Here is a 20841-nt window from a genome sequence, read left to right as displayed (position 1 = left end):
GCCGCCGCCCTGCCGGTCCTCGCGCCCGCCCTCCTGCCGTTCCTGGGGTACGCCGCCGCCTTCTTCGTGCTGGCGTTCCTCTGCGACGCGGTGGCCTTCGCGCTGCTGCTGCGGGCCGCCCGGGGCACGGGCCGGTCGTACCGGGGCGCCTGGGTCTGGACCGCGGGGGTGCCGCTGCTGGGGCCGACCTCGTACGCGCGGTACGACCTGATGGTGACGGCGGTGGCGGTCGCGGCCCTGCTCGCGGGGGTGCGCAGACCCGGGCTGATGGGCGCGCTCACCGGCTTCGGCGCGCTGCTGAAGGTCTGGCCGGTGCTGCTGCTGGCGGGCACACCGCGCGGCCGGGCCACCCGCAGGACGTGGACCGCCGCGGCCGTCACGGCGGTCGCGCTGACCGCGGTCTGCTGTGTGGCGATGCCCGGCGCGCTGGCCTTCCTCACCTTCCAGCGCGACCGCGGCACGGAGATCGAGTCGCTGGGCGCCCTGGTCTTCCAGGTGGCGCGGCACTTCGGCTGGAGCGGCGGAGCGCTGCTCAACTACGGCTCCGTGGAGTTCGTCGGACCGTATGTCCCGCTGGTCAGCACGGTCGCGCTGGGCCTCACCGCCCTGGCCGTCGGCTGGCTGCTCGTCTGGCGGCTCAAGGCGCGCGCGTTCGGTGCGGGCACTCCGTACGACGCGGCCTTCGCGGCGGTGCTGCTGTTCACCACCACGAGCCGGGTGATCAGCCCGCAGTACATGCTCTGGCTGGTCGGTCTGGCCGCCGCCTGTCTGACGCTGCGCGGCAGCCGGATGGCGCTGCCCGCGTGGCTGGTGCTGGCCGCGACGGCGGTCACCCTGATGGAGTTCCCGGTGCTGTTCTCCCATGTGGTCGGCGGCGACCCGCTCGGGGTCGCGCTGCTCTTCGTACGCAACGGTCTGCTGGTCGCCGCGACCCTCACCGCGTGCCACCGGCTCTGGCGGGCGACGGTCCCCCGCTCGCGCGAACGGGCGGCGGAGGGTGCGGAGCCGGCCGAGGTCAGCCCAGCCGCTGCCGGGCGTACGCGCGCCAGCGGGCGGTGAAGTCCTCCGGCGTCGTGGCCAGGACGTCGTGCAGGGCCTTCTCGACCGCGCCCTCGCGCCCGGCGTGCGCGCCCACCGCGCGGTAGAAGTCGGTGAGCCGGCGCGCGCCCCAGCGCTCGGCGATCAGCTCACAGGCCAGCCAGCCGCTCTCGTACGCCCTGGCCAGCCGGTCGGCGCCGGCGCCGAAGGCGAAGTCCTCGTCGGACGGGAGTACGGCCGGAACGTCGCCCGCTCGCACGGCGCGCCGGAGTTCGGGCGCGATCTGTCCGGCCGTACGGTCCGTGCCCCGGTACGCGGCCCAGTCGGCGAAGCCCTCCGAGAGCCAGACGGGAGTTGCGGCCGAGGTGGCCGTACGGGTCGCCACATGGGTGGTCTCGTGGGTGAGGACGATCTCCTGGCCGAAGCCGGACAGGTCGCGGTACGCCTCGGGATTGACGACCACGCGGTCGGCCGGCGCGGCGCCGGAGGCGGTGTTCCCGGTGGCGATGCCGGTGGTGACCGCCGCGATGCCCCGGTAACCGGCCGCGGAGGCCCCCAGGAGCCGCGCCATGGCCTCCGGCGAGCCCGGTACGAGCAGAACGGCGCGGCGGGCCCACGGGCCCGGCCAGGCACCGTCGACGGCCGGGACGGCCCGGTCGGCCGTGGCGGCGATCGCGCGCAGCCGCGCGTCGTCCTGCCCGACGCCGAGGACCAGGCTGCGGGCGCCTCGTACGGCCCGGACCGCTCCCTGCTCCCAGAGCTGCTGCGCGCCGCCCTCGGCGGGCCGGTCGGCGCTCACGTACCAGCGCCCGGCGCGCTCCGTCAGCTCCAGCGTGCGCGGCGCGGACACCGGAGCGCGGTCGAGGCCCGCGAGCCCGTAGCGCAGCTCGGCGTGGACGGTGGCCCGCTGGCCCGAGCGCTCGACATCGGTCGGCCGGTACTCCCAGGAGCCGAGCGGCACCTCGGCGAGGTCGCGGAACTCACGGCGGCCCGCGGCGCGCGCGGCCGGCGCCGAAGGATCGAGGACGGCCAGATACGCGCGCTCGTCACGGGCCAGGATTGCGGCGGCCCTGCGGTCCAGGGTCCGCCCGATCTCCCCGGCGGCGCCGTCGGGGGCCTTCGCCGGCGCCGCGCAGCCCCAGACCGGCACCAGCAGGAGCGCGGTCAGCCACAGCACGGCCGTACGCCGACGCGTACCGTGCCGTCCCGCCGCCGTACGCGCCCGACCTGCCACGCCGCCGATCGTACGGCGTGCTCGTGGCCGGTGACCGGGCCGTGCCCGTGGCCGGGCCGGTCCCGGCCGATGTGCCCGGACGGGCCCCGGGAGACCGGCGGTCAGACGCGGGTGACCGAGGAGACCGGCATCATGCCGACCGGGTCGTAGCGCACCGGGGCGCCCGGATACGGAGCGTGGATCACCTGGCCGTTGCCCGCGTACATCGCGATATGGCTCGCGTCGTCGCGGTACGCAACCAGATCTCCCGGCCTCGCCTCCGAGAGCGGGACCTGACGGCCCGCGTACCGCTGTGCCTGGGAGGTGCGCGGCAGCCCGACGCCCGCCTGCGCGTACGACCACTGGGTGAGTCCCGAACAGTCGAAGCCCGAGGGCCCGTTGGCACCCCACACATACGGCCGCCCCACCGCGCGCTGGGCGGCGAGCACCGCGGCGGAGGCCCGCGCGGAGGCCGGTCCGCCGCCGGCGAGGGTGTCGGGGCCGCCGCGGCCGGAGCGGGAGGCCCGGCCGTAGGAGTCCCGGTCGGCGGCGGGGAGGGAGTTCAGCAGCAGCCGTGCCCGTGCGAGCTTCCCCTCGACGGTGCGTTTGTGCCGGGCGACGACGGCCCGGCTGCGCTCCAGCTCGGTGAGATCGCGGGCGGCTTCCCTGCGCACCTGTCCCAGCCTCCGCTGGGCCTGCCTGAGTTCTCTCAGCGCACCGGACTGGCGTTCGCCGACCCGGTCCAGTAAGGAGGCCTTGTCGAGATAGCTGTCGGGGTCGGAGGAGAGCAGCAGGGCGAGGGCCGGATCGAGCCCGCCGGAGCGGTACTGGGCGCCGGCGACCGAACCGAGCGCGCCGCGCATCCGGTTGACGCTGTCCCGGCCGCGCGCCGCGCTGTCCTGGGCCTGGTCCACCAGCGCGCGCAGCCGGTCCACCCGCTCGGTGGCCTTGTTGTACTGCTCGGTCGCCTTCTCCGCCTGTTCGTAGAGCCGGTCGACCGCGGCCCGGGTCGCCTCGGGCGACTGCCGCGGGTCGGCGCCCGCCGGGGCCGCCGCGAGCGCCGCCGCGGCCGTGGCCGCCGCGGCGGACAGCGCCACGGCCGCGCTGCCGCGGGAACCCGGGGCCTTGTGTGAGGGACGGCGATGGGACACCACAGGAGGCCGCACTTCCTTCCGCTGAACGCACTGACGCGGCCCCCGGCCGCCCGACGGGCGGACCACTGGCCGGAGCCGCGGGAGCAGACAGTAGCCGGGCGACCACGGAGCGGCCAACGACCGCGCCGCGCACACAAAGTGACGCCCCGCCGTAGACCACAGGTCATCGGCGGGGCGCGGCGTCAGCGGGAGATACGGGAATTCGCCCGAATGGGCGGGCATGGAGTCCCGGATCCGGCGGAAGCGGATCCGGCGGAGTCCCGGTCCCGAAGTGTCGAGGCCGGGACCCGGCCTCGAAGCTCGGGCCCGAGGCTCAGATACGTACGCCGAACTGGAACGGCATGTTGTTGATCGACTCGTAGCGCACGCTGGCGCCCGGCTTGGGGGCGTGCAGCACCTGGCCGTTGCCCGCGTAGAAGCCGACATGGTGCTGGTCGCCGTAGAAGATGACCAGGTCGCCCTGCTGGAGCTGGCTCATGCCCAGCCGCGTACCGGCGTTGGCCTGGGCCTGGGAGGTACGGGGTATGGAGACACCGGCCTGGGCGTAGGCCCACGAGGTGAGCCCGGAGCAGTCGAACGAGCTGGGGCCCGAGGCGCCGTAGACGTACGGCGTACCGATCTTGCTCTGGGCGGCGGCGAACGCGGCGGACGCGCGCTGCGAGGCCGGCACCGAATTGCCGAGGTCGGCGCGGGAGCTGGCGCGGTTGGCGCGGGACTCGTCGGCGGCGATCGAGGCGCGCTCCTGCGCGGTGAGCGTGTTGAGCAGCTTCTGCGCCTCGGCGAGCTTGCCGCGGACCTCGTCCTTCTTCGCGCGCAGTTCCTTGCGGGTCTCGTCGAGGTCCTGGACCTTGCTCTGGGCCTCCTGGCGCTGCTGCGCGAGGGCCCGCTGCTTCTCCTGGATCTGCTGGAGCGACTCGGCCTGCTTGGCGCTGACCTGGTCGAGCGTGGACGCCTTCTCCAGATAGCTGTCCGGGTCGGAGGAGAGGAAGAGCTGCACGGCGGGGTCGATGCCGCCGGTGCGGTACTGGGCGCTGGCCATCGAACCCAGGCTGTCGCGCAGGTCGTTCAGCTCGTCCTGGCCTCGGGCGACCTTGTCCTGGAGGGCGTCGACCTGCTTTTCGAGCTTGGCCTGCGCCTCCTTGGCGCCGTTGTACTTCTCGGTGGCCTTCTCGGCGTCCTCGTAGAGCTTGTCGACCTTCTCCTTGACGTCGCTCTTGCTCGGCTGCGGAGCGGCCTGAGCGGCCTGGGAGGTCAGGGCGACAGCGGCGGCAGCGGTCGCGGTGAGCACGGTCACACGGGCGCGGCTCGGCTGCTTGGGACGACGGTGGGACGCCACGGAGGCGAGCTCCTTCTTCCTCAGCCGCCTACCGGGCCATGGGGGACACAGGGCCCCGGCTCCATACGTCCCACACCCCCGACAACTGGGCTGAACTGCATGAAATCGGCGGTTCCTTCGCTGTCACCCCGGGTGGGTGATCAACCGCGCGAAGGTTCGACGCCTGACCATAGTGACCTTCTCGTGATCAGTTCAAATCCTGACAAGGAAAATCTCCGTCACGACGCGCATTATTTACAGACGCTGCACAGTCAGTGATGGACATTTGACGCTGCGCTCCACCAAGACGGCATCAATTCGGGCATTGGCCCCACCAGTTGACTAGACGCGCGAAAGCCGCTTCAGCAACAAGGCGGACGCGACGGGCCTGGCACCGGCCTGCGCCACTCCGTCCGCGACCTCACGGTCGGTGGAGACCACCACCAGCGGCCGTCCCGGCGGCTCCGCCCTGACGAGCTGGCGGATCAACTCGTCCGCGGTCACGCCCGGTTTGGAGAACAGCACCCGGACGCCGCGCGGCGGCGCGAGCAGCACCGGCGCCGCCAGCTCGGCGCCGTCGAAGACACAGGTCGTCTCCGCGCCCGACTGCGCCGCGAGCATCGCGAGCCCGCCCAGCAGCCGCAGCCGCTGCTTCTCCAGCGGCATGGTCGGATAGCCGGTCTTGGTGACGTTGTAGCCGTCCACGATGAGATGCGACTGCGGCAGCGCGAGCAGCTGGTCGAGCAGCGCGGGATCGGTCTCGGAGAGCGCGCGGGCCGCCACGTCCTTGGGCGACATCCGGCCGGGCTCGACCGCCTCGACCGTATCGCCGGGCCGGACCATGGCGGGCGGCAGCGCCAGTTCACGCCGTAGCCCCTGTGCCGACTCCAGCAGTGTGTCCAGCAGCAGCCGCAGCCGCATGTCCTCCACCGAGCGGCCCTCGCGGGCAGCCCTGCGGCTCGCCTCGACCGCCGACTCGGCCTCGCCGAGACGTGCCTTGACCCGGCGGGTCTCGCTCTCGGCGGCCGACACCGCCGCCGCGGCCTCGGCCCTGACCGCCTCGGTCTCCACGTGCACCCGGCGCAGGGCGGCCTCGCCGCGCTTCACATCGCTCTGGGCACTGCGCAGTTTGCGGTGGAGCGACTCGGCCTCCTTGCGGGCCGCCTCCAGCTCCGTGCGCAGCCGCTCGGTCTCGCTCTTCGTCAGCGCCCTGGCCACGGCCAGTTCCTCGCGCAGCCGCTCCAGCTCGCGCCGGGCCTCCTCGTCGGCACGCTCGGCGTCCGCGCGCTGGGCCTCCTCGCCCGCGGCGGCCACCAGCTTCACCCATCCGGGCGGCCTGAGCACATACGCCGCCGCGGCCACGTCGACGGGATCCGCGGCGGCGGGCGGCGATCCCGACTCCAGGGCCCCGGCCAGCTCCGGCTGGGAGTGGCTGATCCGCTCACCGATCCGCTGCCGGAACAGCGGATCGCTCTCCAGGGCGGCGGCCATCGCGTTACCGGCGAACTTGGCCCGTCTGTTGGGCGTGAACCGGGCGTACTGGCGCAACTGTGCCGGGAGTTCGGTGACGGTCAGGCCACCGAAGGCATCGGAGACCAGCGCGATGACTCTGCGCCGTACCCCGTCCGGGAGCGGACGGTCCAGCGCCTCCGCGGCGTCACCGCCGGCCTCGCCGGCCGGCTCAGCACCGCTTGCGGCCTGCTCCACATCCGTCACCCCATACCCTTTCGGGCGGTTCCCTCAGGAACCGGCGCCCGGCCTGTCCACCAGCTCGATCTGATCCACCGCGTTGCACCAACGGCACCGCACGGACTCGATGGTCTCACTGACCACCTCGCGCTCCTCGACCCTCGGCTCCCCTGCCAGGTCCAGATGGACGTACTCGACTGCCTTCGACGATCGCGTCACGTCGAAACGCGTGAGATTGCCGCACAGCGTGCAGCGCCACCGGGTGGCGGCCGTCGGCCGGGGAACCGTCGTCATCAGCGTCCTCTTTCGTCGTCCGACCCGCCGCCGCCCGTGGTGCGCGGTCGAACGGCGGATGTACTCCTTGCAACCCTACGGCCTCCGGGCCACCCCAGGGAGCGGCGAGGCGCTCTGTACCCTTCGGTCCCGGTAAGCCATGCTCTGTCGGTGAATACGTCGCGGACGACGGCCGGCGGACCGGTGGTGACCCACACGCTGATCGGCCTCTGCTGTCTGGCCTTCCTGTTCAGTCCGGCCTCGGGCTTCAACCCCGCGTACGGGAGGGGCGAGGCGCTCCTCGACGCGCAGACCCTGTATTTCGAACGGTGGGGCGTCATCCCGGTCGAGCTGCTGAGCGGCTCACCGCGTGCCCTCTTCACCCCGCTGACCGCGCTCTTCGTCCACGGGAGCTGGCTGCATCTGCTGGGGAACATGCTGTTTCTGTTCGTCTTCGGCGCGATGGCGGAGGAGCGGCTGGGCCGGGCGCACTTCCTGTTCTTCCATCTCGCCGTCGGCTGTCTCGCGCTGCTCGCCTACGCCATGGTGAACGCGGCCTCGGACCAGACGCTGGTGGGGGCCTCCGGCGCGATCTCGGGGGTGCTCGGCGCCTTTCTCTACCTCTTCCCGAAGGCCCGGGTCACCAGTCTCTTCCCGTTCCTGTTCTTCCTCCCCCTGCGCTTCCCGGCCTGGATCGTGCTGATCTTCTGGTTCGCGCTCCAGTGGCTGGCGGCGCGCGGCGCGGGCTCGGGGCCCGGCGTGGCCTATCTCGCGCATCTCGTGGGCTTCGCCACCGGGTTTCTCTACGCATGGGGGCGGTACTGGCGTACCGATAGAGTGGGAGACCACACCGCGGCCACCGAGGGAGAACGTCAGCCGTGATCACCGCGATCGTGCTCATCAAGACCAGCGTGGACCGGATCCCCGAGATCGCGGAGTCGATCGCCGCGCTGGACAGCGTCAGCGAGGTCTTCTCGGTGACCGGTACGTACGACCTGATCGCCATGGTGCGGGTGGCCAGGCACGACGATCTGGCGGATGTGATCCCCGGCCGGATCAGCAAGATCGAGGGCGTGGAGGCCACGGACACGCATGTGGCGTTCCGTACGTACTCGCAGCACGACCTCGAAGCGGCCTTCGCCATCGGGCTCGACGCGTAAGGCCGCCTCCGGTCAGGTGCGTCAGGCCGTGGCGCCGTCCCGGTCCGGGACGCAACGGCCGTCCTCCGTGCGGTAGTTCCAGCGCGCTCCCTCACTCACCAGCTCCCGTACGGCACGGACGAACCGGTCCACGTGCTCGTCCGGGGTGCCGGCGCCGAAACTGACGCGTATCGCGTTCAGGGAGCGCTCGCCGGGCTCGGCCTCCGGAGCGCCGCACTCGCCCGGATCCTGCGGGTCGGTGCCCAGCAGGGTCCGCACCAGCGGATGGGCGCAGAAGAGACCGTCCCGTACGCCGATGCCGTACTCCGCGGAGAGCGCGGCGGCGAAGTGCGAGCTGTTCCATCCCTCGACCACGAAGGACAGGACACCGACGCGCGGCGCCTCGTCGCCGAACAGCGAGAGGACCTTGACCTCGGGCACCTCGGCGAGACCCGCGCGCACCCGGGCGACCAGCCGCCGCTCACGGTCGACGAGGGTGTCGAAGCCCGCTTCGGTGAGCGCCCGGCAGGCCGCGGCGATGGCGTACACGCCGATGACATTGGGCGAACCGGCCTCGTGCCGGGCGGCGGTGCTGTGCCACACGACCTCGACGCCGCCGTCGCTCCGGCGGGCCACCGCGCGGCTGGCGCCGCCGCCCGCGAGATACGGCTCCGCTTCCTGGAGCCAGTCGGCGCGGCCCGCGAGCACTCCGGAGCCGAAGGGCGCGTACAGCTTGTGCCCGGAGAAGGCGACCCAGTCGACGTCCAGCGCGGCGATGTCCACGGGGTGGTGCGGGGCGAGCTGCGCGGCGTCGAGCACGATCCGGGCGCCGTGCGCGTGCGCGGCGGCGGCCAGCTCCCGTACGGGCCACAGCTCACCGGTCACATTGGAGGCGCCGGTCACACAGACCAGCGCCGGACCCTCGGGATCACGCTCCGCGAGCGCCCGCTCCAGGGTGGCCACGGCCTCGGCCGGGGTGCGGGGCGCGTTCAGATAGCTGACCCGGGCCTCGCGCCAGGGCAGCAGCGAGGCATGGTGCTCGGTCTCGAAGACGAACACCTGGCAGCCGGCCGGGAGCACCGCCGCGAGCAGATTCAGCGAGTCCGTGGTCGAGCGGGTGAAGACGACCTGGTCGTCGGTGCGGCAGCCGAGAAACTCCGCGACCGTGCGGCGGCTGTTCTCGAAGAGATCGGTGGAGAGCTGCGAGAGATAACCGGCCCCGCGGTGGACACTGCCGTAGTACGGCGCGTAGGCGGCGACGTCGTCCCACACCCGCTGGAGGGCGGGCGCGCTGGCCGCGTAGTCGAGCGCGGCGTAGGTGACCTCACCGCCGGTGACGAGCGGCACGGTGACATCCCGCCCGAGCACGGGCAGGGGCTCGACGGTGGCGGTGGCGTTCAGGTATGCGGACATGGCGATATCTCCCGGCGGGACAAGTCGGAACGGCTTCAGAAACCCGCACGGCGGCGCGACGGAGGCACGGCGGTGACGGGGAATGCCTCGGCGCACGGAGATCACCGTGCGGAGGTGTACCGAAGAGGGGCTCGACAGCCCTAACGCATTCGCTTGCTCACGAGACTGCTCCCTTGAGGACCAGGACCCCAAGGTGCAAGGGGTCCGCGCTTGCCGCGGACCTCGCTGCCCACGGCCTGGTCTTCACCCGGGGCACCCCGCCACGGACGGAGGGTTGCCGGACAGCGAGCCGGGGCCGTAATCGCTGTCGCTCATGACCTGATCAGAGAGTATGGCAGAGCGCACGGCGCGCCCCAACGGGTGTCCGCGATATGGGACACCGGGGCTACGGCCTGTTCCGTCCTCAATCGCCGGACGGGCTCAATACGCGGCAAGGAGCCGCCCCCCTGTCGAACAGGAACCCGGTGCCGGGGTCGGCCGTTCCGTCCTCAAACGCCGGACGGGCTGGACAGGTGCCCGGCACCGGACACGCGCCTCCGGAGGCCCAGGCACCCGGCACCCACCGCGCGCCTGCGGCCCCGGCGCCGCAGGCGCACACCGCCCCGCGCCGCCGGGCGCGAACCGCCCCCCGGCCGGCCGGAGGCCCTACGCGGGGGGCCGGTGGCTCGCTGTCACCCAGCGGTCCAGCGTCCGCCCCGCCTCGCCCGAGTCGATCGACTCCGCCGCCCTCGCGAGGCCCGCCCCCAGCTGCACCGCCAGAGCGTCCCCCGTCGGGTCCAGAGCCACCAGCGCCGCCGCCGCGTTCAGCAGGACCGCGTCGCGGACGGGGCCCGTCTCGCCGGACAGGAGGCGGCGGGCGACATCCGCGTTGTACGACGCGTCCGCGCCCCGCAGCGCCTCGATCGGGACCAGGTCCAGGCCCACGTCCCGCGGGTCGAACGCCTCCTCGGTGACCTTGCCGTCCCGTACCACCCACACCCGGGACGTCGCCGTGGTGGTCAGCTCGTCCAGGCCGTCGTCACCGCGGAAGACCAGGGAGGAGTTTCCGCGTTCGGCGAGCACACCCGCGACGATCGGCGCCATCCGTACGTCCGCCACCCCCACCGCCTGGGCCCTGACCCGCGCCGGGTTGGTGAGCGGTCCGAGGACGTTGAAGGTGGTCTGGGCGCCGAGTTCCTTGCGGGCCTTGGCCGCGTACCGCAGCGCCGGATGGAACTTCACCGCGAAGCAGAAGGTGATGCCTGCTTCCTCGGCGACCTCGACCACCCGCTGGGGGGTCAGCTCCAGGTTGACGCCGAGCTTCTCCAGTACGTCCGAGGCGCCGCTCGCCGAGGAGGCGGCGCGGTTGCCGTGCTTGACGACCTTCGCTCCGGTGCCCGCCACGACGATCGCCGCCATGGTGGAGATGTTGACGGTCTTGGCGAGATCGCCGCCCGTGCCGACGATGTCGACCGTACGGCCCGGCACCTCGATGGTGTTGGCGTGCGCGTACATGGCGCGTACCAGACCCGAGACCTCCTCGACCGTCTCGCCCTTCGCCCGCAGGGCGACCGCGAACCCGGCGATCTGCGCGTCGGTGGCCTCGCCGCTCATGATGCGGTCCATGGCCCACGCCGTGTCCTCGGTGCTCAGATCCTCGCCGCGCAGCAGCGGATTCAGCACGCCCGGCCAGGTGCGGTCCGCCACGGTGTCGCCTCCGACGGGGGTCACAGCGCTCATGCTCGCTCCTGGTGGGTCCTGGGACGGGTGCGTGGACCGTACAAGGCCCACACCGCAAAGCCTATCGGCGTCCGCCCGGCCGGCAGGACGGGTGCCCGGAGTGCGGACGGCCGCACGCCGAGGGCCCCGGCCGGTGTCCCTCGCGGGGAGACCGGGCCGGGGCCCTCGGTGGTGGCGAAACAGTGGATCAGTGCTTGCCGCTGGTGATCTCCTCGTGGCCATGGCCGTGCGCGGCGGCGATCTCGTTGTACTCCTCGGCCGTCGGCTTGGGGATCTGGCTGCCCTCGCCGTAGTAGCCCTTGCTCAGCTTGACGCGGAGCTTCTCGGCCGGACCGACATTGCGCCGTACGCCGTTCTCGTCCACCGCCGGGCCGAGATCGGCCGGCTTGTGCTGATCGTGGGCGGTCAGCCTGTGCAGGTCGGCCTGGTCCAGCGGGGTGTGCACCTCGATGAACTCACCGTGAGGCAGCCGCTTGATGACACCGGACTCGCGTCCGTGCAGCACCTTCTCGGCGTCGCGCCGCTGGAGACCCAGGCAGATCCGCTTGGTGACGACGAAGGCGATGACCGGTCCGACGAAGAAGAAGACCCGCACGAACCAGGTGATCGCGTTGATCGACAGATGGAAGTGCGTCGCCCACAGGTCGTTCCCGCCGCCGACGAGCAGGATGAAGTACCACGTCAGCCAGGCCACACCGAACGCCGTACGGGTCGGCGCGTTGCGCGGGCGGTCCAGGATGTGGTGCTCGCGGTTGTCCCGGGTGACCCAGCCCTCGATGAACGGATAGACCGCGATCGCGACCAGCACCAGCGGGAAGATCACCAGGGGGATGAAGACACCCAGTACCAGGGTGTGTCCCAGGAAGTTGATCTCCCAGCCGGGCATGACACGGATGAGACCCTCGGAGAAGCCCATGTACCAGTCAGGCTGGGCTCCGGTGGACACCTGGTCCGGGCGGTAGGGCCCGAGCGCCCAGATCGGGTTGATCGTGGCGATGGCGGAGACGATCGTGATGAGCCCGAAGACCAGGAAGAAGAAGCCTCCGGCCTTGGCCATGTAGACCGGCAGCAGCGGCATGCCGACGACATTCCTGTTCGTACGGCCGGGGCCCGCGAACTGGGTGTGCTTGTGGTAGAAGACCAGGATCAGATGGGCCACGACCAGTCCCAGCATGATGCCGGGCAGCAGCAGGATGTGGACCGAGTAGAACCGGGCCACGAAGTCGCCGCCGGGGAACTCCCCGCCGAACAGGAACATCGAGAGGTACGTTCCGACGACCGGCACCGACAGGATCGCGCCCTGCATGAAGCGGACACCGGTACCGGAGAGCAGGTCGTCCGGGAGCGAGTAGCCGGTGAAGCCGGTGAACATGCCCAGCACGAACAGCAGGAAGCCGAACAGCCAGTTGACCTCACGCGGCTTGCGGAACGCACCCGTGAAGAAGACGCGCATCATGTGCACCAGCATGGCCGCGAGGAAGATCAGCGCGGCCCAGTGGTGGATCTGCCGGATCAGCAGACCGCCGCGGACGTCGAAGCTGATGTCCACCGTCGAGGCGTACGCCTCCGACATCCGCACGCCCTGGAGCGGGACGTAACTGCCGTGGTAGACCACCTCGTTCATCGACGGGTGGAAGAACAGCGTCAGATACACACCGGTGAGGATGATGATGATGAAGCTGTAGAGGGCGATCTCACCGAGCATGAAGGACCAGTGGTCCGGGAAGATCTTCCGCATGTTGGCCTTGGCCAGGGAGTAGATCCCCAGCCGGCCGTCCGCCCAGTCGGCGACCCGCTCACCCGCGGGCACCCTGCGGTTCTTGTCGTCCGAAGCAGTGCTGGTACTCATCCGCGCTCCCAGAAGGCAGGACCGACGGGCTCGTCGAAGTCGCCGAGCGCCTCGAGGTTGCCCTCGGCGTTCACACCGATCCGCAGCTGCGGAAGGGGGTGACCGGCCGGGCCGAAGATGACGCGGGCGCCGTCGGAGAGGTCGAAGGTGGACTGGTGGCACGGGCAGAGCACATGGTGCGTCTGCTGCTCGTACAGGCTGATCGGGCAGCCGACATGGGTGCAGATCTTGGAGAACGCCACGATCCCCTGGTGGGACCAGTCGAGTTCACGCTTGTCCTTGATCTCGTCCGGCTGGATCCGGACGATCATCAGGGCCGCCTTGGCGATCTGCTTCTGGAAGTCCTCGCTGTGCTCCTCCAGGCCCTCCGGCATGGCGAAGGTGAGCGAGCCCACCACGACGTCCTCGGGACGCAGCGGCTGGTTGGTGTTCATGTTGATGAGCTGCTTGCCCTTTTCCCACATCGTGGAGCGGAGCTTCTTCTCGGGCAGCGGACCGAGATCGCGCAGCAGCACCACACCGGCGAGCGGCACCAGCGCCACCGCGCCGAACAGGGTGTTGCGGATCAGCTTGCGCCGGCCGAAGCCGGACTCCGCCGCGCCGGTCGCGAAGTCCGCCAGGACCTTCGTCTTGACCTCGGGCGGGGCCTCGATCGGATGGCGTTCGTCGGCCGTCTCCACGTCCGACATCAGCGTCCGGGCCCAGTGGACCGCGCCCGCGCCGATGCAGAACAGGGCGATGCCGAGCGTCACACCGAGCGAGAAGTGCAGGATGCTGACATGGCCCAGCGGGAAGATGTAGACGATCTTGCTGACCGGGAACGCCACGAACGAGGCGATGAACGCGACGGTCGCCAGCATCGACAGCAGGAACAGCATCGCCACCGTGCGCTCGGACCGCCTGGCCGCCCGCTCGTCGATGTCCTGCATACGCGGCCGGTGGGCCGGCAGTCCCGGATCGGCGAACGGATCGTCCGTGTGCTCCACCGCGCCGTGCGCGTCGCCCTGCTCGCTCGGCAGGTTCTTCTCTGGAAACTCTTCTTGGCTACTCATGACTTCTTGGCCTTAGCGGTGTGGGCCGCGACCCAGACGGCGGCTGCGATCAGAACACCCAGACCGAAGATCCAGCCGAAGAGACCTTCACTGACGGGGCCGAGGCCACCCAGCTTGAGACCGCCGGGGCTCGACGCCTTCTCTCCGTTCACCGCCTGGATGTACGCGATGATCTCCTTCTTCTGCTCCTCCGGCATCGTCGAGTCGGGGAACGAAGGCATGTTCTGCGGGCCGGTCTGCATGGCCTCGTAGATGTGCTTCGGACTCACGCCCTCAAGGTTCGGCGCGCTCTTGCCGCCCGTCAGCGCACCGCCCTCACCGGTGAAGTTGTGGCACTGGGTGCAGTTGGTGCGGAACAGATCGCCGCCTCGGGCGACGTCCGCGCCTGCGGGGTCGTACTGGTTCTCGGTGGGGATGATCGGACCGGCGCCGAGGGACGCGATGTACGCGGCGAGCTGGTCGATCTCGGCCTGCGAGTAGATGACCTTCTTCTTCGGCACCTGCACGCCGGGCTGCTGCGCGGGCATACGGCCGGTGCCGACCTGGAAGTCCACGGCGGCGGAGCCGACGCCGACCAGGGGCGGGCCGTCACTGCTGCCCTGACCGCCGGTTCCGTGGCAGCTTGCGCAGCCGACGGAGTAGAGCTTCTTGCCCTCCTCGATGGCGAGGGACTGGGCGGTCTCGTCAGCCTGTGCCGTGCCCGCGGGCGCGAACGCGGCGTACAGCCCCCCGGTGGCCGCCAGCGCGAGGAGTAGGACGACGACCGCCGCCAGCGGATGGCGTCGTCGTGCGGAGAGCTTTTTCACGGATTACCCCGGTGTCAGGATCTTCTGCGTCGGTGTTTCTGGATTGTGTGCGCTTCGGGCGCGGGACCCGGCTACTTGATCAAGTAGATCGTGGCGAAGAGGCCGATCCAGACCACATCGACGAAGTGCCAGTAATACGACACGACGATGGCCGCGGTCGCCTGCTCGTGGGTGAACCTCTTGGCCGCGTAGGTCCTGCCCAGAACCAGCAGGAACGCGATCAGACCTCCCGTCACGTGCAGCCCGTGGAAGCCGGTCGTCAGATAGAACACCGAGCCGTACGGATCCGAGGACAGCGAGAGGCCGTCCTTCTTCAGGAGCTCGGTGTACTCGAAGACCTGACCGCCGATGAAGATCGCGCCCATCACGAAGGTGACCACGAACCACGAGCGGAGCTTCTTCACGTCGCCGCGCTCGGCGGCGAAGACGCCGAGCTGGCAGGTGAGGGAGGAGAGCACCAGGATGGTGGTGTTCGTCGCCGAGAACGGGATGTTCAGGTGCGACGCCATCTCCTTCCAGTGCGCCGCGCCCATCACCGATCGCAGGGTGAAGTACATCGCGAAGAGGGCCGCGAAGAACATCAGCTCGGAACTCAGCCAAATAATGGTTCCGACGCTGGTGAGGTTCGGCCGGTTGACCGACGGGTGCGCGTGCCCGGTTTCTACTGTCGTTGCTGTCGCCACGACCGACATTATGTCGGTCGCTTATCCCGCCCTGACTCCGGGGGGTGCCGTTCGGTGTGTCCGTGGAGTGTGCCCAGCTCGAACGGGTCGGCGAAGGGCGTCCGTACCCGTGCTGACTCGGTCCCCGACGGAGTAGCATCCGCGCATCGGTCCAGGGCGACGGAGCCCTGGAGCCCTCGCAGACACTGATGTCACGGAGGAACAATGCAGCCGACCGCCACGGTGCTGGTCTACAGCGACGACGCGAACACCCGCGAGCAGGTCCGGCTGGCAGCGGGACGCCGGCCGGCCGCCGATGTACCGCCCGTCGAGTTCCTGGAGTGCGCGACTCTGCCCGCCCTGCTGGAACAGCTCGACCGGGGCGGGATCGACGTCTGCGTACTGGACGGCGAGACCGTGCCCGCGGGCGGAATGGGCGTCTGCCGGCAGATCAAGGACGAGATCTTCAACTGCCCGCCCGTACTGCTGCTCATGGGGCGCCCGCAGGACGCCTGGCTGGCCACCTGGAGCCGCGCGGACGCGGCGGTGACCCTGCCGGTCGAACCGGTCGGCTTCGCGGACGCCCTGGCCGCCCTGCTCCGCCGCCGGCTGGCCATCAGCGCCTGAGCCGGCGGCCCGGCGCAGGGCCGAGGAACGGGCCAGGTCCTGCCGTCCGCGAGGGACGGCAGGACCTGGGTGTCCGCCGACGGCCGACGGACCGGCTGTCCGGCCGAGCGCCGGACCGTTGCGCCGGCCGCCGGAACGCGGTTCAGACCAGCGGCCGCAGGCGGGCCGGGTCGGCGGGGCTGGTGCCCTCCCTGGTCCCGGCGAGCAGAACGCTGCCCTCGCGCCAGTCCTCCCAGTCCACGTTCCAGTCGCCGAAGCCGTTGCCGAAGTCCTCCATGTAGTCGCCGGCGCTGTTGATCACCTGTACGAGATCGCCCTCCTGCACGTTCTCGAAGAACCAGGCCGCGTTCGCGGTGGACATGCCGACACAGCCGTGGCTGACGTTCGCGGATCCCTGCGAGCCCACGGACCAGGGCGCGGCGTGGACGTACTCACCGCTCCAGGTGACCCGGGTCGCCCAGTACACGGGGAGGTCGTAGCCCTCACCGCCGCCGATGCCGACGCTCGTACCGCGCATCCGCACGAAGTACTCCTTGCCCAGGATGACCTTGATGCCGTTACGGGTGGAGAAGCCGGGCTTGCCGGTGGTCACCGGGATGCTGGTGACCTCTTCGCCGTTGCGGAACAGCGTCATGTAGTGGGAGCTGGCGTCGACGATGGCCTCGACGCGGTCGCCGGTGGTCAGCTTGAGCGGTTTGACGGCGCCGCCGTACAGCTTGTCGCTGATCTTCACACCCTGGAGGGTGCTGTAGGCGGTGACCTTCCCGTTCGCGGGCCAGTAGTCCTTGGGCCGGTAGTGCAGTTCCTCGTCGTCCACCCAGTGCCAGGCGCCCTCCTCCGCCGCGGGATAGGCACGGACCTTCAGGGACCGTTCGATGACATTCCTGGCCTTCTTGTCCGTGATCGGCTGGCTGAGCGTGGCGGTGATGGGCTGGCCCACGCCGTACTCACCCGCGTCCGGCCCGAATTCGACCGTGAGGGTCCGCTTGGGGGGCATGGTCTCGAAGGTGACCGTGCGGGAGCCCGGCTTGCCCTTCTTGTCCTCGGTGGAGACCTTGATGGTGTAGCGGGAGCCCGCCGCAAGTGGTGCCGTGGAGTGCCAGCGCAGCCCGTCGGCGGTGAGTTCACCCGCCAGATAGTGGCCCGCCTTGTCGACGGCGTTGACGTCCGTGATCCGCTCACCCTTGGCGGTCACTTCGAGCGGCTTGTTGGGATCGACCTTGGTGGCGCCCGCGGGCGTACTGAAGACGATCTTCCCCGGGGCGGCTTCGCGCGGCTTCCCGGAGAGGGGGTGCGGCCCGTCGTCACTGCTGCACGCGCTGGCGCTCGCCCCAAGGGACACGACCAGCAGAGTGCAGGTGAGGACAGCGCGCAGACGTGGCGTGTGGTTCATGAGCACACGGTAGGAAGGACTTTCACTCCGCGCGCGACGAGAGGTACGAACGGGGGCCCGCCCTACTCCGTTCGAGTAGGGCGGGCCCCGGAAAGCACTACGTCGCGTTCTACTGGTTCTGGTTCTCGCCCCGGTAGAACTCGAAGACCCAGCCCCACAGGCCGACCAGGATCAGCGGCAGCGAGAAGTACAGCAGCCACCAGCCGATCGCGATCCCGAGGAAGGCCAGCGCTCCGCCGATGGCGAGCGAGAACGGCTGCCAGCTGTGCGGGGCGAAGAACCCCACCTCACCGGCCTCGTCCGAGACATCGGCTTCCTTGTTGTCCTGGGCCATCGCGTCCACCCGGCGGGCGGTGAAGGCCAGATAGAAGCCGATCATGACGCTCAGCCCGAAGGCCAGGAACAGCGCGGTCGTACCGGCCGGCTCCTTCGACCACACGCCGTAGAGCACGGCGGCGGCCAGGATGAAGACGCTCAGCCAGATGAACATCTTGCCTTGGATCTTCACTTCCCGGCCTCCTTGCCACCGGCGAGGGCGGGCTCGGCACCGTGCCCGACGCCTTCGAGCTGTTCGAGCGCGGCGACCTCCGGGTGGTGGAGATCGAATGCCGGGGATTCCGAACGGATTCTCGGCAGAGTGAGGAAGTTATGCCGCGGCGGCGGGCAGGAAGTCGCCCATTCGAGCGAACGTCCATAGCCCCACGGGTCGTCCACCTCGATCTTCTTGCCGTACTTGGCGGTCTTCCAGACGTTGTACAGGAACGGCAGGATCGACAGGCCGAGGACGAACGAGCTGATCGTGGAAATGGTGTTCAGCGCGGTGAATCCATCGGAGGCGAGGTAGTCCGCGTAACGGCGCGGCATGCCCTCGGCGCCCAGCCAGTGCTGGACGAGGAAGGTGCCGTGGAAGCCGATGAAGAGCGTCCAGAAGGTGATCTTCCCGAGCCGCTCGTCCAGCATCTTGCCGGTGAACTTCGGCCACCAGAAGTGGAATCCGGCGAACATCGCGAACACCACGGTGCCGAAGACGACGTAGTGGAAGTGCGCGACCACGAAGTACGAGTCGGAGACATGGAAGTCCATCGGCGGCGACGCCAGGATCACACCGGTCAGACCACCGAAGGTGAAGGTGACCAGGAAGCCGATCGTCCAGAGCATCGGTGTCTCGAAGGACAGTGAGCCCTTCCACATGGTGCCGATCCAGTTGAAGAACTTCACACCGGTCGGTACCGCGATCAGGAAGGTCATGAACGAGAAGAACGGCAGCAGCACGCCACCGGTCACATACATGTGGTGCGCCCACACCGTCACGGAGAGGCCCGCGATGGAGATGGTCGCGCCCACCAGACCGATGTAGCCGAACATCGGCTTGCGGCTGAAGACCGGGATCACTTCGGAGACGATGCCGAAGAACGGCAGGGCGATGATGTACACCTCCGGATGGCCGAAGAACCAGAAGAGGTGCTGCCACAGCAGCGCTCCGCCGTTGGCCGAGTCGAAGACGTGCGCACCGAACTTACGGTCCGCCTCCAGCGCGAAGAGCGCGGCGGCCAGCACCGGGAAGGCCAGCAGGACCAGCACACCGGTCAGCAGGACGTTCCAGGTGAAGATCGGCATCCGGAACATCGTCATGCCGGGCGCGCGCATGCAGATGATCGTGGTGATGAAGTTGACCGAGCCGAGGATCGTACCGAAGCCGGAGAAGGCCAGACCCATGATCCACAGATCGGCGCCGATACCCGGCGAACGGACCGCGTCCGACAGCGGGGCGTAGGCGAACCAGCCGAAGTCGGCGGCGCCCTGCGGGGTGAGGAAGCCGCTCACGGCGATGATCGAGCCGAAGAGGTACAGCCAGTACGCGAACATGTTCAGCCGCGGGAACGCCACGTCGGGCGCGCCGATCTGGAGCGGCATGATCCAGTTGGCGAATCCGGCGAACAGCGGCGTCGCGAACATCAGCAGCATGATCGTGCCGTGCATCGTGAACGCCTGGTTGAACTGCTCGTTCGACATGATCTGCGTGCCGGGGCGGGCCAGTTCGGCGCGCATGAAGAGCGCCATCACACCGCCGATGCAGAAGAACACGAACGACGTGATCAGATACATCGTGCCGATCGTCTTGTGATCGGTGGTGGTCAGCCACTTCACGACGACATTGCCCGGCTGCTTGCGCCGTACCGGCAGCTCGTCCTCGTACGAGTCCTCTGCTGCGGCGGCGGCACCCTGGGGTTCGTTGAGGATGCTCACAGTTTGTTCGTCTCCGCGTTCTTGGCCGGATCCGTCTGCGCGATGCCCGACGGGATGTAGCCGCTCTGGCCCTTCTCGGCCAGCTCTTCCAGGTGCTTCTGGTAGCGCTCCGGAGAGACCACCTTGACGTTGAAGAGCATCCGCGAGTGGTCGACGCCGCACAGCTCGGCGCACTTGCCCAGGAAGGTGCCCTCCTGGTTGGGGGTCACCTCGAAGGCGTTGGTGTGCCCCGGGATGACGTCCTGCTTCATCAGGAACGGCACCACCCAGAAGGAGTGGATGACATCACGCGATGTCAGGATGAACCGGACCTTCTCACCCTTGGGCAGCCACAGGGTCGGACCCGGATTGCCGGTCTGGGGATTGCGCTGACCCGGGACACCGGCGTCGTAGACGCCCTCGGCACCCTTGGGGAACTGCTTCGTGAACCGGTTGGGAATGGCGTCGAGTTCCTTGGGAACCGTGCTGCCCGTCGACGGGTTGCCGTCCACGTTCTCGATGTAGTTGAAGCCCCAGCTCCACTGATAGCCGACCACGTTCACGGTGTGGGTCGGCTTCTCGGAGAGGGAGAGGAGCTTCGACTCGTCGCGTGCGGTGAAGTAGAAGAGCACCGAGACGATGATGAGCGGGACCACGGTGTACAGCGCCTCGATGGGCATGTTGTACCTGGTCTGCGGAGGGATCTCCACCTTGGTGCGGCTGCGCCGGTGGAAGATGACGCTCCACAGGATCAGACCCCATACCAGGATGCCCGTGACGAGCGCTGCCGCCCACGAGCCCTGCCAGAGGGAGAGGATCCTGGGAGCCTCTTCCGTCACTGGGGTGGGCATTCCGAGGCGGGGGAAGTCCTTGTATGTGCAACCGGTGGCGGTCGCAAGGATCAGGCCCGCAGTCAGCACCTGCGGCAGCTTCCGCCGCATCGGGCGCCGCGACGAGCGGTCGGAGCCGTTGGGACTCACGTAGCGCCTTCCCGAGAGTCTCGCCCGCGCGGCCGGCCGCGGCCGTCTCGCTGGTCGGTCGCCGGCCCTGACGCGGGCAGGGGTTTGGATGTTTATGCGGACCAAACCCTACTGGACTCGATTTGGGGCCGTGCGGGGAGGGTGCCCAACGCGCCGCCCCGCACTCCGAAGGGGTGGAATGCCCACCTCCGGGCCGCTTCGGGACCGCTCCCGGGGCGCCTCGGGGCACCGAAGCCGCCCCTTCCGCCGCCGTGTCCGCCGACGCCTGCGGGTCCCGGCGACCGGGCCCGGCC

Annotated in this window: 19 protein-coding genes and 1 riboswitch; of the genes, 4 read left to right on the top strand and 15 right to left on the bottom strand. The window is 69.8% G+C overall.

Features of this window, described 5'->3' with window-relative positions:
- Positions 1–1059 (top strand): glycosyltransferase 87 family protein (locus BFF77_RS03610; protein ID WP_066943685.1); only part of this gene is annotated, 1059 nt, incomplete at its 5' end.
- On the opposite strand, the gene BFF77_RS03605 is transcribed toward BFF77_RS03610, so the two are convergent.
- The 5 genes from BFF77_RS03605 to BFF77_RS03585 all read right to left on the bottom strand — a co-directional run bounded on the left by BFF77_RS03605 (position 1016) and on the right by BFF77_RS03585 (position 6703).
- Positions 1016–2272 (bottom strand): hypothetical protein, encoded by a 1257-nt coding sequence (locus BFF77_RS03605; RefSeq protein WP_211280144.1) that lies wholly within the window; start codon positions 2270–2272, stop codon positions 1016–1018. The two genes, BFF77_RS03610 and BFF77_RS03605, sit on opposite strands and share 44 nt — an antisense overlap.
- Positions 2273–2373: 101 nt before the next feature.
- Positions 2374–3405, bottom strand: coding sequence for a C40 family peptidase (locus BFF77_RS03600; protein WP_066943681.1), 1032 nt, complete (start codon positions 3403–3405; stop codon positions 2374–2376).
- A gap of 313 nt (positions 3406–3718) precedes the next feature.
- Entirely contained in the window at positions 3719–4741 is a 1023-nt protein-coding gene (locus BFF77_RS03595) for a C40 family peptidase (protein WP_066943680.1), read from the bottom strand.
- 321 nt (positions 4742–5062) lie between these two features.
- Positions 5063–6427, bottom strand: coding sequence for an NYN domain-containing protein (locus BFF77_RS03590; protein WP_066943693.1), 1365 nt, complete (start codon positions 6425–6427; stop codon positions 5063–5065).
- Positions 6428–6460: 33 nt separating this feature from the next.
- A complete protein-coding gene (locus tag BFF77_RS03585) occupies positions 6461–6703 on the bottom strand; it encodes a hypothetical protein (RefSeq protein WP_066943678.1) in 243 nt (80 codons plus the stop codon).
- 150 nt (positions 6704–6853) lie between these two features.
- Between BFF77_RS03585 and BFF77_RS03580 the strand changes: the two genes are divergently transcribed.
- Both BFF77_RS03580 and BFF77_RS03575 read left to right on the top strand, forming a co-directional pair.
- On the top strand, positions 6854–7564 hold the full coding sequence (locus tag BFF77_RS03580; RefSeq protein WP_245703174.1) for a rhomboid family intramembrane serine protease: 711 nt from the start codon (positions 6854–6856) through the stop codon (positions 7562–7564).
- Positions 7561–7842 (top strand): Lrp/AsnC family transcriptional regulator, encoded by a 282-nt coding sequence (locus BFF77_RS03575; RefSeq protein ID WP_066943676.1) that lies wholly within the window; start codon positions 7561–7563, stop codon positions 7840–7842. Before BFF77_RS03580 ends, BFF77_RS03575 begins: the two co-directional genes overlap by 4 nt.
- Before the next feature lie 21 nt (positions 7843–7863).
- Here the strand turns inward: BFF77_RS03575 and BFF77_RS03570 are convergent, their stop codons facing one another.
- The 6 genes from BFF77_RS03570 to ctaE all read right to left on the bottom strand — a co-directional run bounded on the left by BFF77_RS03570 (position 7864) and on the right by ctaE (position 15352).
- Positions 7864–9234 carry an aminotransferase class V-fold PLP-dependent enzyme gene (locus BFF77_RS03570; RefSeq protein ID WP_066943674.1) on the bottom strand — a complete coding sequence of 457 codons (1371 nt, stop codon included), beginning with the start codon at positions 9232–9234 and terminating at the stop codon, positions 7864–7866.
- A gap of 201 nt (positions 9235–9435) precedes the next feature.
- Positions 9436–9553, bottom strand: a riboswitch (SAM riboswitch).
- Positions 9554–9879: 326 nt separating this feature from the next.
- Positions 9880–10953 carry an anthranilate phosphoribosyltransferase gene (gene trpD / locus BFF77_RS03565; protein ID WP_066943673.1) on the bottom strand — a complete coding sequence of 358 codons (1074 nt, stop codon included), beginning with the start codon at positions 10951–10953 and terminating at the stop codon, positions 9880–9882.
- Positions 10954–11140: 187 nt separating this feature from the next.
- Positions 11141–12802 (bottom strand): cytochrome bc1 complex cytochrome b subunit, encoded by a 1662-nt coding sequence (gene qcrB, locus BFF77_RS03560; protein WP_066943671.1) that lies wholly within the window; start codon positions 12800–12802, stop codon positions 11141–11143.
- Complete coding sequence (gene qcrA / locus BFF77_RS03555) at positions 12799–13854, bottom strand: cytochrome bc1 complex Rieske iron-sulfur subunit (protein ID WP_066943669.1); 1056 nt, start codon at positions 13852–13854, stop codon at positions 12799–12801. The genes qcrB and qcrA overlap by 4 nt, the downstream gene beginning before the upstream one ends.
- Positions 13851–14660, bottom strand: coding sequence for a cytochrome bc1 complex diheme cytochrome c subunit (qcrC, locus tag BFF77_RS03550; RefSeq protein WP_066943667.1), 810 nt, complete (start codon positions 14658–14660; stop codon positions 13851–13853). Before qcrC ends, qcrA begins: the two co-directional genes overlap by 4 nt.
- A 71-nt stretch (positions 14661–14731) precedes the next feature.
- Entirely contained in the window at positions 14732–15352 is a 621-nt protein-coding gene (gene ctaE / locus BFF77_RS03545) for an aa3-type cytochrome oxidase subunit III (protein ID WP_046505280.1), read from the bottom strand.
- A gap of 195 nt (positions 15353–15547) precedes the next feature.
- Here ctaE and BFF77_RS03540 point away from each other — a divergent pair, with 195 nt between their 5' ends.
- On the top strand, positions 15548–15949 hold the full coding sequence (locus tag BFF77_RS03540; protein ID WP_066943664.1) for a hypothetical protein: 402 nt from the start codon (positions 15548–15550) through the stop codon (positions 15947–15949).
- Between the two features lie 142 nt (positions 15950–16091).
- Here BFF77_RS03540 and BFF77_RS03535 read toward each other — a convergent pair whose 3' ends face one another.
- The 4 genes from BFF77_RS03535 to ctaC all read right to left on the bottom strand — a co-directional run bounded on the left by BFF77_RS03535 (position 16092) and on the right by ctaC (position 20548).
- The gene (locus BFF77_RS03535) at positions 16092–17342 is read right to left on the bottom strand and encodes a L,D-transpeptidase (RefSeq protein WP_066943662.1); all 1251 of its coding nucleotides are present in this window, start codon (positions 17340–17342) and stop codon (positions 16092–16094) included.
- Between the two features lie 109 nt (positions 17343–17451).
- Entirely contained in the window at positions 17452–17850 is a 399-nt protein-coding gene (locus tag BFF77_RS03530) for a cytochrome c oxidase subunit 4 (protein WP_066943660.1), read from the bottom strand.
- On the bottom strand, positions 17847–19589 hold the full coding sequence (ctaD, locus tag BFF77_RS03525) for an aa3-type cytochrome oxidase subunit I (RefSeq protein WP_066943658.1): 1743 nt from the start codon (positions 19587–19589) through the stop codon (positions 17847–17849). Before ctaD ends, BFF77_RS03530 begins: the two co-directional genes overlap by 4 nt.
- A complete protein-coding gene (ctaC, locus tag BFF77_RS03520) occupies positions 19586–20548 on the bottom strand; it encodes an aa3-type cytochrome oxidase subunit II (RefSeq protein ID WP_066943656.1) in 963 nt (320 codons plus the stop codon). The genes ctaD and ctaC overlap by 4 nt, the downstream gene beginning before the upstream one ends.
- Between the last annotated feature and the right edge of the window lie 293 nt (positions 20549–20841).

The sequence above is a fragment of the Streptomyces lushanensis genome (assembly GCF_001700515.1).
Classification (GTDB): Bacteria; Actinomycetota; Actinomycetes; order Streptomycetales; family Streptomycetaceae; genus Streptomyces; species Streptomyces lushanensis.
This window is presented reverse-complemented; position numbering and strand designations above follow the sequence as displayed.